General features: G+C 67.5%; 11 protein-coding genes, 1 tRNA gene and 1 pseudogene. 5 read left to right on the forward strand and 8 right to left on the reverse strand.

The genetic code is table 11. The features are described 5' to 3' along the window. Positions 1 to 54 precede the first annotated feature (54 nt). The 3 genes and pseudogenes from BMX16_RS16450 to BMX16_RS16460 form a co-directional block, all read right to left on the reverse strand. Positions 55 to 1,028: pseudogene (locus tag BMX16_RS16450) on the reverse strand (IS5 family transposase). Between the two features lie 85 nt (positions 1,029 to 1,113). Further along, positions 1,114 to 1,187: transfer RNA gene (locus tag BMX16_RS16455), tRNA-Cys, on the reverse strand. 80 nt (positions 1,188 to 1,267) lie between these two features. After that, complete coding sequence (locus BMX16_RS16460; protein ID WP_089905775.1) at positions 1,268 to 2,200, reverse strand: MYG1 family protein; 933 nt, start codon at positions 2,198 to 2,200, stop codon at positions 1,268 to 1,270. A 145-nt stretch (positions 2,201 to 2,345) separates the two neighbouring features. Between BMX16_RS16460 and BMX16_RS16465 the strand changes: the two genes are divergently transcribed. The 3 genes from BMX16_RS16465 to pcaG all read left to right on the forward strand — a co-directional run bounded on the left by BMX16_RS16465 (position 2,346) and on the right by pcaG (position 5,356). Then, entirely contained in the window at positions 2,346 to 3,848 is a 1,503-nt protein-coding gene (locus BMX16_RS16465; protein WP_089905777.1) for an AMP-binding protein, read from the forward strand. A gap of 159 nt (positions 3,849 to 4,007) precedes the next feature. Further along, on the forward strand, positions 4,008 to 4,745 hold the full coding sequence (gene pcaH / locus BMX16_RS16470; protein WP_089905779.1) for a protocatechuate 3,4-dioxygenase subunit beta: 738 nt from the start codon (positions 4,008 to 4,010) through the stop codon (positions 4,743 to 4,745). A gap of 2 nt (positions 4,746 to 4,747) precedes the next feature. Continuing rightward, a complete protein-coding gene (pcaG, locus tag BMX16_RS16475) occupies positions 4,748 to 5,356 on the forward strand; it encodes a protocatechuate 3,4-dioxygenase subunit alpha (RefSeq protein WP_089905781.1) in 609 nt (202 codons plus the stop codon). 2 nt (positions 5,357 to 5,358) lie between these two features. Here pcaG and BMX16_RS16480 read toward each other — a convergent pair whose 3' ends face one another. Further along, positions 5,359 to 6,678 carry an ATP-binding protein gene (locus BMX16_RS16480; RefSeq protein WP_089905783.1) on the reverse strand — a complete coding sequence of 440 codons (1,320 nt, stop codon included), beginning with the start codon at positions 6,676 to 6,678 and terminating at the stop codon, positions 5,359 to 5,361. Positions 6,679 to 6,716: 38 nt separating this feature from the next. Between BMX16_RS16480 and BMX16_RS16485 the strand changes: the two genes are divergently transcribed. Together BMX16_RS16485 and BMX16_RS16490 are read left to right on the forward strand one after the other, a co-directional pair. Further along, positions 6,717 to 7,622, forward strand: a complete 906-nt coding sequence (locus BMX16_RS16485; protein WP_089905785.1) for an MBL fold metallo-hydrolase — start codon at positions 6,717 to 6,719, stop codon at positions 7,620 to 7,622. 145 nt (positions 7,623 to 7,767) lie between these two features. Beyond that, positions 7,768 to 8,004, forward strand: a complete 237-nt coding sequence (locus tag BMX16_RS16490; RefSeq protein WP_089905787.1) for a hypothetical protein — start codon at positions 7,768 to 7,770, stop codon at positions 8,002 to 8,004. A 46-nt stretch (positions 8,005 to 8,050) separates the two neighbouring features. Here the strand turns inward: BMX16_RS16490 and BMX16_RS16495 are convergent, their stop codons facing one another. The 4 genes from BMX16_RS16495 to BMX16_RS16510 all read right to left on the reverse strand — a co-directional run bounded on the left by BMX16_RS16495 (position 8,051) and on the right by BMX16_RS16510 (position 12,281). Next, positions 8,051 to 8,662 (reverse strand): Isoquinoline 1-oxidoreductase subunit, encoded by a 612-nt coding sequence (locus tag BMX16_RS16495; RefSeq protein ID WP_089905790.1) that lies wholly within the window; start codon positions 8,660 to 8,662, stop codon positions 8,051 to 8,053. After that, a complete protein-coding gene (locus tag BMX16_RS16500; protein ID WP_089905792.1) occupies positions 8,659 to 10,830 on the reverse strand; it encodes a xanthine dehydrogenase family protein molybdopterin-binding subunit in 2,172 nt (723 codons plus the stop codon). Before BMX16_RS16500 ends, BMX16_RS16495 begins: the two co-directional genes overlap by 4 nt. Positions 10,831 to 10,832: 2 nt before the next feature. Then, a complete protein-coding gene (locus BMX16_RS16505) occupies positions 10,833 to 11,291 on the reverse strand; it encodes a (2Fe-2S)-binding protein (RefSeq protein WP_089905794.1) in 459 nt (152 codons plus the stop codon). A gap of 108 nt (positions 11,292 to 11,399) precedes the next feature. Then, positions 11,400 to 12,281, reverse strand: coding sequence for an endonuclease/exonuclease/phosphatase family protein (locus BMX16_RS16510; RefSeq protein ID WP_143058082.1), 882 nt, complete (start codon positions 12,279 to 12,281; stop codon positions 11,400 to 11,402). Positions 12,282 to 12,767: the final 486 nt, after the last annotated feature.

Consider the following 12,767-nt stretch of genomic DNA (forward strand, 5'->3'; position numbering starts at 1 on the left):
GGCCCTGTTGCACAAATCGGCTTGTGGCCCAGGTTCGCCTTTTCCCGGACGGGTTTATCCCACAGCTTTTTTGACGGGTATGCCGAGCGCTGTGTAGCCGTTGAGCATGGCGATACGGACCTGAAGTTCCGCGACCTGGCGGTCGAAGTCCCGTGCCATGAGGCGCTGCCCAAGCAGATTCACACAATGCATCTTCGTCTCGACGCGGCTCCGTTGGTGGTATCCGCTCCATCGTCGCCACAGAGCGCGGTTGAGCTATTTGGAGGCCCGCAGGATCTCGTTTCGCGCGGCGGCACCGCCGGTGACGGGCTGCCACGGCTTCGCGTTCTTTCGGGGCGGGATGACAGCGTGGGCACCGCGGCCCGCGATGGCATCATGGCACTTGCGGGTGTCGTAGGCACCGACGGCGGTCACCGAGCCGACCTCTTCGCCGATCGGGATCTGGCCGAGCAGATAGGGCGGGACCGGAGCGTCACCAATGTGGCTTCCGGTGATCTCGGCGGCTCGGATCTCCAGCGTTTGCTCGTCGATCCCGAGGTCGATCCTGCGCCAGACCTGCGGTTTGGGACCACCATGCTTGCTGGCGTGCCACGCGCCTTCGCCCTCGACCTTGATGCCCGTGCTGTCCACTGCCCGGCAGTGATTTGTCTTCGAACCATGGGAGGGGATGAGCAGGTGCAGCGGGCCCTTCAATCCACGGTAGGGGATGTTGATGGCCAGGTTCTTCTGACGGCAGGACAGCGTGCTGAAGTCGGGCACCGTCCAGTCGAGGCCAACCAGCCACAGCAGGCTTTCGACAAAACCGGTCGTTTGCCGAAGCGCCAGGCCGAACAGAACCTCCATCGTCAGACACGTCTGAATGGCGGTGTCACCGTAGGTCTGATGGCGGCCACGCCTGCCTGTCGGCGCGGCATCCCAGCTTATCCCCGGGGGTCAAACCAGACCGTCGGCAAGCCCCAGCTGTTGAGCGCTTCGTTACAGGCTGGCCAGTTCTTGGTTTTGTAGGTCAGTGGTGTCGGTCTGCTCATGCATCCCAGCTACCACGCTGGATCCACAAATGAATCACTCGCAGGATTTGTGCGACAGAGCCCAGTATAGGCCGAAAATCATAGCTGGAGGCGAGTACCGGAATCGAACCGGTCTACACGGATTTGCAATCCGCTGCGTAACCTCTCCGCCAACTCGCCGCCGGGCCCGATGGCCACTGGTGCGTGAGTTAGGGATTTCCGCAGCGGTCCGCAAGCGTTTTTGCGGCGGAGCTGCGCGCCTAGAGTCCTGCCGCTTCCGCCTCGGCCACGGCGATGCGGGCCATGGCGAGGATTGCGTCACGCGAACTGGCGGCGGCGATGAAGCGGCCGTTGTGGCAGAACTTCGCACCGTTCACACCGCTCGCCTCTTCCAGCGCGGGGCCGGTCAGTCCGGCCCAGGCGGCGGGCAGGTCGGCACGCAGGGCAAAGCCCTGCGCCTCGGCCTGGATGCCGCCGAGGGTCCAGTCGCCTTCGCCCCGCGGCGTGACGACAAACAGCAGGTGATCCGCGCCGGCGCGGATGACGGCGGGCCGGAACGGCATCCCCATCGGCAATTCCAGAACGCGGTCGGTGCCTGCGGCCGCGATCGCGTCCATCACCATGCCGTCGGCGCGCTGACCGGCCGCACTGCGGGCGATCCGCGCCTCGACGAAGGCGCGGGCGATGGTCAGCGCGTTGTGGAACGCCTGCATCTCGGCCTCGGCTCCGCCCTGATCGAACACCGGCTTCAGCGTTTCCAGCAGCGACGGCAGGGTCATCGCGGCAAGCGGCCCGGCCACCGCGGGGCTGATCGCGCCGTTGTCCAGCAGGTCGATGGGCAGCACGAAGCTCGCGTCGGTCTTGGCGTGGATACCGTCGATGTCCGCCTCTGGCACGTTCAGCGCCGCCAGATAGGCGTGCCCGTACTGCCGCCAGATCAGGCCGAAGCTGCTGTAGGGCTGGCCATCGTCGCGCAGCGGGGCGTCGCGCTGGTGGTGGTCGAACAGGCGCTGATCCGCATCGAAGCCGCCACCCACGTCATAGATGATCCGGTCGGCTGCCGGCGTGATCCATGCGGCGTCGCGGCTGCGGACGATCCGGGCGTCGGGATACAGCCGGGTCAGGATGACGCTCGACATCAGCTCGTCGGCGTGGAACCCCCCCGAATGGGTCACGAGATAGTCGATGGTCATGGGTCCGGTGCCTCACTGCGGTGTCGGCCCCCCTTGCGCCGCGGGCGGGGCGATTTCAATCGTAAAGGCAGGGGCAGGCCGGCCCGGATGGACTTTTGTGCAGGTGCTGTCCAGATTGCAACGGGCCTGGCCAAGGGGGGGTGCCATGGACACGAACCATCTGGTGGATGCGCTGCGGCAGGCACCGCACGCGGCTACCTTTGCCATCGATGCGGCGACCGGCGCGGTGACGACCCATGGGGCGCTGTGGGACATGGCGGCGCGGCACGCCGCCGCGCTGATCGGACTGGGCGTGCAGCCGGGCTGCCGGGTGGCGCTGCAGGTCGAGAAATCCATTGCCGGATTGGCCTGTTATCTGGGGACGGTGATGGCGGGGGCGGTGCATCTGCCGCTGAACACCGCCTATCCGGGCGCGGAGGTTGCGTATTTCCTGACCGACGCGGCACCGCGCGTCTTCATCTGCGATCCCGCACGGCTGGCAGAGCTTGCGCCGGTGGCGCAGGCGGCCGGCGTGACCCATGTGTTGACGCTGAATGCGGACGGCGCGGGCAGCCTCGCGGATGCGGCGGCGGAGGCCGCGCCGCTGACGCGGCCCGTGCCGCGCGGGCCTGACGATCTGGCGGCTTTCCTGTATACCTCCGGCACGACGGGGCGGTCGAAGGGCGCGATGCTGAGCCACGATGCGCTGCTGTCCAACGCACTGACGCTGCGCGACCTCTGGCAGTTCACGGACAACAATACGCTGATCCATGCCCTGCCGGTGTTCCACACGCACGGGCTGTTCGTGGCGATCAACGTCACGCTGTTGGCAGGTGGGGCGATCATCCTGCACCGCAGCTTCGATCCCGCCGCGGTGCTGGCCGATTTTGGTCGCGCCACCGCGCTGATGGGGGTGCCGACGTTCTATGTCCGCTTGCTGGATCAGCCGGGGCTGACACCGGACGCGGTGGCGGGGATGCGGGTGTTCATCTCGGGCTCGGCCCCGATGCTGATGGACACGCATGCCCGCTGGCAGGCGCGGACCGGGCACACGGTGCTGGAACGCTATGGCATGACCGAGACGAACATGACCACGTCGAACCCCTGCGTGGGCCTGCGCAAGCCCGGAACCGTGGGGCTGCCGCTGCCCGGCGTCGATCTGCGGATCGTGGACGACGCGGGGCAGGCGGTGGCAGCCGGCACGCCCGGCGGGATCGAGGTGCGGGGCCCGAACCTGTTCCAAGGCTACTGGCAGATGCCGGACAAGACCGCCGCCGACATGCGCCCGGGGGGCTGGTTCGCCACGGGCGACATCGGCACGCAGGATGGCGATGGCTATGTCACCATCGTCGGGCGGTCCAAGGACCTGATCATCACCGGCGGCTTCAACGTCTATCCCAAGGAGGTGGAGAGCGTCATCGACGCGCTGGACGGCGTGGTCGAGAGTGCGGCCTTCGGCCTGCCGGATGCGGACCTAGGCGAGGTTGTGGCGGTCGCCGTCGTGCTGGCACCGGGGGCGGTGCTGACGGCGGAGGGCATCGTCGGTGGCACCGCCGGTCGACTGGCCCGGTTCAAGCAGCCGCGACAGGTCCATCTGATGGATGCGCTGCCGCGCAATACGATGGGCAAGGTGCAGAAAGCGGCCTTGCGGGCGATGTTCGGGGCGTGACGACAGGGATGGCCGCGCCAGCGCCGCATGGCACGGGACATCCTGTGTCGGGGACATGTCCTATGATGCGACAGCGGCCCACGCAGCGTTCCGGGGCGCGCTTGCAATCGTCAGGGCGGCGGTTCACGGTCGAAACTGCAGCGTAAGGAGAGTGTGCGGATGGACGACGGACCCGTGACGCCGATGGGCGGCTATGCCGCCCGCGACCGGGCGTGGCAGCCCGTGGCCCTGCATCCGCCCTACAAGACGAGCGTGAAGCGGTCGCCGCAGGCCGCACTCCTGTCGTTCCCAGCCACGGCGGGCGAGATCACGGGGCCGGTCTTTGGCCACGGGATCATCGGCCCGCAGGACAACGACCTGATCCATAACTTTACCGGTGAAAGCGCCATTGGGCCGCGCATCGTCGTGCATGGCCGTGTGCAGGACCAGTTCGGGCGACCCATAGCCGGTGCCCTGCTGGAGGTGTGGCAGGCCAATGCGGGCGGGCGTTACCGCCACCGCAAGGAAGGCTATGTCGCGGCGCTCGACCCCAATTTCGGCGGTTGCGGGCGGGTGATGACCGATGCGCAGGGTGGTTACGAGTTTCGCACGGTGATGCCGGGGCCCTATCCGTGGCCCAACGGGATGAACGACTGGCGGCCCGCGCATATCCATTTTTCGGTGTTCGGCCACGGGTTCGCCCAGCGGCTGATCACCCAGACGTACTTCGAGGGCGATCCCCTGATCGCGCGCTGTCCCATCGTCGGCGCGATCCAGAACCCGGACGCGGTGCGGTCGCTGATCGCACCGCTCGACATGGCGCGGACGGTGCCGATGGATGCGCGCGCCTATCGCTTCGACATCGTGCTGCGGGGACGGCGGCAGACCGCGTTCGAGACGCGGCCGGAGGGATTGTGAACATGGTGCATGACGCCGACACGCTGCGTGAAAGCCCGAGCCAGACGGCGGGGCCCTACGTCCACATCGGCTGCACACCGAATGTCTGCGGGATCACGGGGCTGTTTGCCGAGGATCTGGGTGCGCGGATGAAGACCGGGCCGGTACAGGGCCGCGAGATCGTCATCACCGGGGCCGTGCATGACGGCATGGGGGCGGCATTGACCGACGCACTGGTCGAGGTCTGGCAGGCCGATGCGAACGGGCGGTTCGCAGGCCATCACGCGGATGCGGACCCGCACTTTACCGGCTTTGGCCGCTGCGCCAGCGACATGGCAACGGGGGCTTTCCGGTTCGAGACGGTGAAGCCGGGCCGCGTGCCGTGGACCGACGGACGCTTGCAGGCGCCGCACATCAGCGTCTGGATCGTTGCACGCGGGATCAACACCGGCCTGCAGACCCGCATCTATTTCGACGACGAGCCGCAGGCGAATGCCGCCGATCCGATCCTGTCGCGTCTGGAACACCGGATGCGCGTGCCGACCCTGATCGCGGTGGGGCAGGGGGATGGCACCTACCGTTTCGACATCCATCTGCAGGGCCCGCAAGAGACGGTGTTCTTCGACATCTGACCTTACCGCGCAAGGACCAGTTCAGCCTTCAACCCGCCCATGTCCGTGCTGTCGGACAGGCGCAACGCACCGCCGTGGCTGCGGGCGATGTCGGCGACGATGGCAAGGCCGAGGCCCACGCCGGAGCCTGCGTCCTGATTGCGGGCGGGGTCGAGACGGCTGAACGGGCGCGTCGCTTCCTCCCTCTGGTCGGGGGGGATGCCGGGGCCGTCATCCTCGACCACGTAGCGGATGGCGCGGTCCGTCACATGGGCGGACACCTGCGCGCGGTGGCCATAGCGCAGGGCGTTGCCGATCAGGTTGTCCAACGCGCGGCGGATCGCCAGCGCATGCAGCGGCACATTCGCCCCCGCGCCGGTGGAGGGGGCCAGCGTCACCGGGCGGTCCATGCGGGCGTAATCGGCCACCAGCGTGGTCAGGATCCCGACCGGATCGACGGTTTCCAGCGGATCGCCCACGCCGGACCGGGCATAGTCAAGGAAGCTGTCCAGCAGGCGCTGCATCTCGTCGACGTCGCGGATCATCGGCTCCGCCTCGGCGTCGTCGAGCAGGGACAGCCCGAGGCGCAGGCGCGTCAGCGGCGTGCGCAGGTCGTGGCTGACGCCCGACAGCATCATGGTGCGCTGCTGGATCTGGCGCTCCAGCCGCTGCCGCATGTCGAGGAACGCCATGCCTGCCGCCCGCACCTCGACCGCGCCGCCGGGGCTGTAGGGGGTGATGCGCCCCTTGCCGTAATCGGTGGCCGCCTGCGCCATGCGGGTGATGGGCCGCAACTGGTTGCGCAGGAACAGATAGGCGATCGTGGTCATCAGCGCGCCCAGCACGACCATGATCACAAGCAACTGGTGCGGATTCGATGCCGACAGCCTACGGCGGGGCACATCGACGGCCAGCGGACCCTGCGCCGTGGCGACCCACACGGTGACGCGGCTGCGGTCCGCCATGGAAACCTGTGCGATCTGTGGCACCCCCTCGCGCAGACGGGCGGCGACGGTATCGCCGGTAAAGTCCGACCACAGCCGGTCGTCGCCGACCTGCGGCACGACGGGTGGCCATGTCACGGCCAGTTCCAGCGGGCTGGCGATGGCAGCCACATCGGTGATGGCGGTGGCGCGGTTGGGCGCCGCATCCGCCACGTCGCGCAGATAGCGCAGCTCGATCGCGACGGCGGCGGTCATCTGGCGGGTGACGCCCTCAAAATGGCGCTGGATGAAGACGATGGATACCAGCAGCTGCAGCGACACCACGGGCAGGATCAGGATGATCAGTGCCCGTGTATAAAGGCCGCGCGGCAGGTAGGGTTTGAGCCATTTGAAGAACATGGCATAGCCTAGCGGTGAAGCGGAGAATGGGAAAGCGGATGGATCAGCAGTCTGCACCGGTGGTGGGCGTGGCCGAGGCGGTGGCGCGGGATCTGGTGCGCGTCCTTGCCCCGAACCCGTCCGCGATGACCGGCTGGGGCACGAACAGCTATGTCCTTGGCGCGGACCGCGTCGTGGTGGTCGATCCCGGTCCGGACGATGCCGTGCACCTGGCGGCGCTGGTGCGGACGATCGCAGGGCGTGCGGTCAGCCATATCGTGGTGACCCACGCCCATGCGGATCATTCACCGCTGGCGCGCCCACTGTCGCGGCTGACGGGCGCGCCCGTGTGCGGCTTTGGCCCTGCGGACGCGGGGCGGAGTGCGGTGATGCAGGCCCTCGTGGCGGCGGGCTACGCCGGTGGCGGCGAGGGGGTGGATGCTGGATTCGCCCCCGACGTGGCGCTGGCGGATGGGGCCGTGCTGGACACGGGCGCGGGACCGCTGCGGGTGCTGCATACGCCGGGGCACATGGGCAACCACATCTGTCTGGGCTGGCGGGATGCGGCGTTCAGCGGCGATCTGGTGATGGGATGGACCACGTCCCTGATCTCGCCGCCCGACGGGGACATCGTGGATTTCATCGCGTCCTGCGGTCGGTTGCGCGTTCTGGGGGCAAAGGTGCTGTATCCCGGGCACGGCGCGCCTGTGACGGACCCTGCGGCGCGGATCGACTGGCTGCTGGCGCACCGGGCCGAACGGCGGGCGCAGGTGCTGGCGGCGCTGGATGTGCCGCGCGATGTGGCCGGGCTGACGGCGGCGGTCTATACCGACGTGTCGCCCGCCCTGTGGCCAATCGCGGCGCGCAACGTCTTTGCGCAACTGGTGGCACTGGTGGGCGAGGGGGCGGTGCGGGCGGCGCCCGATCTGTCGCCGACATCCGTCTTTCACCGCACCGGTCCCTGACGCCGCCTGTGGCGATCAGGGCGCGGCATCCTGCCGACGAGGTGCCGCAGACGGTGTCGTGACTGCCCCGTGAACGGCGCCTGTGTTAGGTCCGAGTCGTGGAGCCTGCGATCAACGCGGGTCCGGGCAGGCAGGAACACAGGCCATGACGAGCATGACGAACGACACATCCCCGATGACGGATGCCGACGGCACCGACACGCGACCCTGGTACATGATGCGATCCAGCATCCTGATGATCTGCGTGACGGTGGTCGGCCTGATCGGCATCGCGGCGGACCAGTTCGGGGGCGACAGCGCACCGACGGGCAATTTCCGGGTGATGGAGAATGGCATCATCATCCACAGCCGTACCATCGGGGCGCAAACCGCGACTGACTAGAACATGACCGGGGGCAGGCCGCGATGGACCTGCCCCTGCTCTGGCGTCAGCTGATCGGGCAAACCGCGCCGGTGTCGATCCACGCTTGCGTCAGGTCGCCGAAGACGGCCTGCGTGCCGGGGGCGGAGGTGCGGCCCTCGCCCGGCTCCCAGCCCCAGCCGACCAGACCATCCTCTGCGTTGTGGACCTGCAGTTCGGCCAGCGTCTTGTCGCCGTTGCGCGCGGGGTCCTTGATCTGGTCGCAGACCTCGGCGGCGCTCAGGCCGACCCAGCCCATCTCGATGGGTGCCAGCTGCCACGGCTCGTGACCGGGGATCGACCCCTGTCCGGTGGTGTAGGCGACATTCTCGGCCCCGTGGCAGGTGGAACAGGTCATGCCGGTCACGCCGAAGTCGCCGGGCCCGCGCATCACGGGGGGCTGGTGCGGCTGCATCAGATCGCCCTGCAGAGGCGTGTCGCCCACCGGGTGACAGTTCAGGCAGCGCGGGTGTTCGATCACCACGAACATTTCCTCGAACAGCGCGGCGGACCGTTCGGCCGCATCCGCGATGTCCGCGAATTCGTCCGGTGTGCGCAGGCCGTTGATGGTTTCCGCCTGCGCAGGGGCGGCAAGGATCAGCGCGGTGAAGGTCGCGCGCGCGAGTGTGGTCAGGGTCATGCATTCACCGGAGGCTGAAAGGGCAGGGTCGTGATGGCGTTGCCCGTCAGGGCACGCCATGCGTTGGCTATGGCAGGGCCGACGGGGGGTGTTCCCGGCTCTCCGATGCCGGTGGGGTCGATGGTGCTGGCGATGATCTCCACCTCCACGGCTGGCATCTCGCTGATGCGTAGCATCCGGTAGGTGTCGAAGTTCGTTTCCTGCACCACACCGCCGTCGCCCAGCGTGATCGCGTTGAACAGTACGGCGCCAAGGCCGTAACCGATGCCGCCTTCGATCTGCGCGCGGATCACGTTGGGGTTCACGGCGACACCGCAATCCACGGCACACCACACGCGGGTCACGCGCGGAAAGCCGTCCACGTCCTGCACTTCGGCGATCTGGGCGGCATAGGTGCCGAAGGATTCGTGCAGCGCCACGCCGTAGCCCTTGTCGCCCTTGACCGTCTGCCCGTCCCAGCCCGCCATCTGCGCCACCCGTTCCAGCACCGCCCGGTCGCGGGTCATGTCGGGTTTCAGCAGATCGAGGCGACCCTGCACCGGGTCCTTGCCCGCCGCGACCAACAACTGATCGAGGAATACCTCCGTCGCATAGGCGGTGTGGGTGTGACCCACCGACCGCCACCACAGGACCGACACCGGGCTTTGCGTCTGCACCCAGTTCACCCGCAGGTGGGGCAGGGCATAGGGCATGTTCACCGCGCCCTCGTAGGATGTGGGATCCTTGCCGTCCTGCATCATGGCCGCCATCGGGCCACCGGCCATGATCGACTGGTTCACGATCACGTCGTGCCAGCCGACGACGTTGCCGTCCGCATCGATGCCGCCGCGCAGGCGGTGCACGGTCATCGGGCGGTAGTGGCCGCCGGTCAGGTCATCCTCGCGGGTCCAGACCAGTTTCCACGCGCCGTCGCGGCCGGCGGCCTTGGCGATTTCGCCGATTTCGTTGCCGATCTGGGCGCTGGACTGCGCCCGCCTGCCGAACGACCCGCCCGCCAGCATGACGTTCATCTTGACCGCGTTCATCTCCAGCCCGAGGATTCCGGCGATGGCCTGCCGGTCGAAGCCGGGAAACTGGTAGCCGCCCCATGTCTCGACCTGACCGCCCGTCACCGCGATCACCGCATCCAGCGGTTCCATCGGCGCATGGGCGAGGTAGGGGAAACGGAACTCCGTCTCCAGCACCTGTGTCGCACCGGTCAGGGCGGTGTCGATGTCGCCCGATTCCTCGATCATCAGGCCGGGCTCGGTGCGGGCGAGGGTGACGAAATCCTCCATCATCTGCGCGGACGTGCGCGTTTCGGCCGCGGTGCTGTCCCAGTCGACGACCAGCGCGCGGCGCCCCGACAGGGCGGCGTGGGTCGATGTGGCATAGACGGCGACGCCCTGCGGGATCTGGCGCACTGCGGTGACGCCCGGGACGGAAAGTGCCGCCGTGTCGTCAAAGGACGCCACCGTGCCGGCCATCATCGGCGGATGTGCGATCACGACGGTTTCCATGCCCGGCAGGTCGAGGTCCATGGTGAACACGGCGGTGCCGTTGGACTTGGCCAGACTGTCGAGCTTGGGTCGGTCGGTGCCGATCAAGGTGAACTGCGCGGGGTCCTTCAGCGGGGCGCCTTCCGGCGGGGTCAGCAGGGCGGCCCTGGCCGCCAGCGGGCCGAAGGTGCTGATGTTGGTCCCGTCGGTCAGCACGCCGTTCGCCACGGTGATGCGGGCGGGATCGACGCCCCACGCGTCGGCGGCGGCCTGCACCAGCAGGGCGCGTGCCGTGGCCCCGGCCTGCCGCATCTGGGTATAGCTGTTGGCCATGGCGGTGGAACCGCCGGTGCCCTGCAGGCCAAAGGCGAGGTTCTTGTACTTCTCGTCGTCGGCGGGGGCGGATTCGGCGCGCATCTGGGACCAGTCGGCGTCCATCTCCTCGGCCACCAGCGTCGCAAGGCCTGTCATCGGGCCCTGACCCATCTCGATATGCTTGATGATGACGGTGACGGTGTCGTCCGGGTCCACGCGGATGAAGGCGTTGGGCGCAAAGGTCGGCGCGCTGCCGTCGGGTTGGAACGCAAGCGCCGCCCCCGATTGCGCGCGTGCCCGCAGCGGCAGGCTGACGGCCACGACAAGCCCGAGGGTCGAGGCGAGGAAGGCGCGGCGGCTGGGTGTGAGTGTCATGGTCATGCCTTCAGGCTCTGGGCGGCGTCCTTGATCGCCTGCCGGATACGGACGTAGGCGGCGCAGCGGCACACGTTGCCGGCCATGGCCGCGTCGATGTCGGCGTCGGTGGGATCGGGGATCTCGTACAGAAGTGCCGCGGCGCTGACGACCTGACCGGACTGGCACCAGCCGCATTGCGGCACGTCGATGGCGGTCCATGCGGCCTTCACGGCATCCGCCTCCGGCGTGTCGAGGCCTTCGATCGTGCGCACGTCGGCCCCTTCGAGCGTGTCGAGCGGTGTCACGCAGGCCCGGCGCGTCTGGCCGTCCAGCATCACGGTGCAGGCGCCGCACTGGGCGATGCCGCAACCGAACTTTGTGCCGGTCAGCTTCAACTCGTCCCGCAGCACCCACAGCAGGGGGGTGTCGCCGGGCAGATCGACGGTGCGCGCCGTGCCGTTCACGGTGAATGTGGTCATGGGGGTGCCTATGCTGGGGATGTGCAGGGGATATGTATCAAAGGTACCAGAAATCCCGGCCGCAGTCGCGGGCCAATCATGGCGCATGACGTGCGGGCAGGGCCTGCGTCAGCGTAGGGTGATGTCGGCTACGACCGGATAGTGGTCCGACGGCCAGCGCCCCATGAACCGTTGCCGCAGCACCTGCACCGGCCCCGTGGCGTCCAGCGGGCCCGACAGGGCGATGTGGTCGATCGCCCCGAACAGGTTGATCCCCCGGTCGAAGTGATAGGTCGATCCGGTGACGGGCAGAAAGGTGAACCCCGCGTCCCGCAGGATGTCGGCCGTCGGCGATCCGCGCATGGCATTCAGGTCGCCGGTCAGCACGACGCGTTCACCTGCCGCGATCAGAGGGGCCATGCGCTCTGCCACCAACCGGGCCGAGGCCGTGCGGTTCGACCCGCTCTTGTATTCGAAATGCACGTTGACGACGTTCAGCACGGTGCCGTCCGCATCGGCCAGCCGTACGGTGCTGGCGAATGCGGGGTAGGACCCGTCGAAGGTCCGCGAATAGATCACGTCCGGCGTGTCGGAGAAGAAGAACCACCCCGGATTCAGCAGCGTGAAGCGGTCGGTGCGATAGAGGATCGGCTGAGTGGAGGGGAAGGTGCGCGAATCGCCGCTCGCTCCCGCCGCATAGCCGGGGTTCTGCGCCAGCAGCCAGTCACGGGCGAGGTTCACGCGGCCATCGTCGCCACGGGCAAAGCTCTCCATCTCCTGAAAGGCGATGATATCGGGGGCCACGGCTTTGAACGCCGCGTCGAGCGCGGTGCGGCGATCCTCCCAGTTGCCCACGGACCACGGTCCGGTGGCCTCGTTCAGGACAATGTAATGGACGTTGTGGGTGGCCACCCGGACGCTCCCCGGCGGGGGCGGGGACAGGGCCGGCCCCTCTGGCGCAGTGCAGCCGAACAGGACGAGGGCGGTGAGGAGGGTGAGGAAATGGCGCATCTGGTGGTTGCCTCTGGTCGGACGCACAAGATCGTCCAATGGGATGGTTGTCGGTCTGCATCATGCCTGTGCAACGGGCGCAGGTCTGCGCAGTTTTTTTGGGGTTCATGCATTTTTTGTAACGAATCCGCTTGCGCCCTTTCTTCGCTGACCGTAGAAGCCCCTTCACCGGAGGCGCAGTGATGCACGACGGAGCGGCGGACGGGACGGACTGCTACGGTGGTTGGTTTTGGAAGCCGGGACAATATCAGAGGTTTGAGGCGGGGCGCGCTTTAAGATTAGCGCATCTTGTTTCTTTTTGCCTCTACGCTGTTTGAAAATTTAGTATCTGAAGAGATATGTGGGCGGTTTGGTTCGGTTCGATGGATCAGACGTTTGCATATCGCGCCGGTAGGGGGGACCCGATGACCGGTGTCAGCTTCACTGTTTGATGTGGTTTCTTGTTATCTTTGGATAACCTGAAGCACAGAAGACAGAGAAACGTCC

It is taken from the genome of Loktanella fryxellensis, from assembly GCF_900110065.1.
Lineage (GTDB): Bacteria > Pseudomonadota > Alphaproteobacteria > Rhodobacterales > Rhodobacteraceae > Loktanella > Loktanella fryxellensis.

Bases quoted from the DNA above. Each gene is read 5' to 3' on its own strand.
- BMX16_RS16460 (WP_089905775.1), bottom strand. From the start codon at position 2,200: ATGACCATCGACTATCTCGTGACCCATTCGGGGGGGTTCCACGCCGAC.
- BMX16_RS16465 (WP_089905777.1), top strand. From the start codon at position 2,346: ATGGACACGAACCATCTGGTGGATGCGCTGCGGCAGGCACCGCACGCG.
- BMX16_RS16490 (WP_089905787.1), top strand. From the start codon at position 7,768: ATGACGAGCATGACGAACGACACATCCCCGATGACGGATGCCGACGGC.
- pcaG (WP_089905781.1), top strand. From the start codon at position 4,748: ATGGTGCATGACGCCGACACGCTGCGTGAAAGCCCGAGCCAGACGGCG.
- BMX16_RS16495 (WP_089905790.1), bottom strand. From the start codon at position 8,662: ATGACCCTGACCACACTCGCGCGCGCGACCTTCACCGCGCTGATCCTT.
- BMX16_RS16480 (WP_089905783.1), bottom strand. From the start codon at position 6,678: ATGTTCTTCAAATGGCTCAAACCCTACCTGCCGCGCGGCCTTTATACA.
- BMX16_RS16510 (WP_143058082.1), bottom strand. From the start codon at position 12,281: ATGCGCCATTTCCTCACCCTCCTCACCGCCCTCGTCCTGTTCGGCTGC.
- pcaH (WP_089905779.1), top strand. From the start codon at position 4,008: ATGGACGACGGACCCGTGACGCCGATGGGCGGCTATGCCGCCCGCGAC.
- BMX16_RS16505 (WP_089905794.1), bottom strand. From the start codon at position 11,291: ATGACCACATTCACCGTGAACGGCACGGCGCGCACCGTCGATCTGCCC.
- BMX16_RS16485 (WP_089905785.1), top strand. From the start codon at position 6,717: ATGGATCAGCAGTCTGCACCGGTGGTGGGCGTGGCCGAGGCGGTGGCG.
- BMX16_RS16500 (WP_089905792.1), bottom strand. From the start codon at position 10,830: ATGACACTCACACCCAGCCGCCGCGCCTTCCTCGCCTCGACCCTCGGG.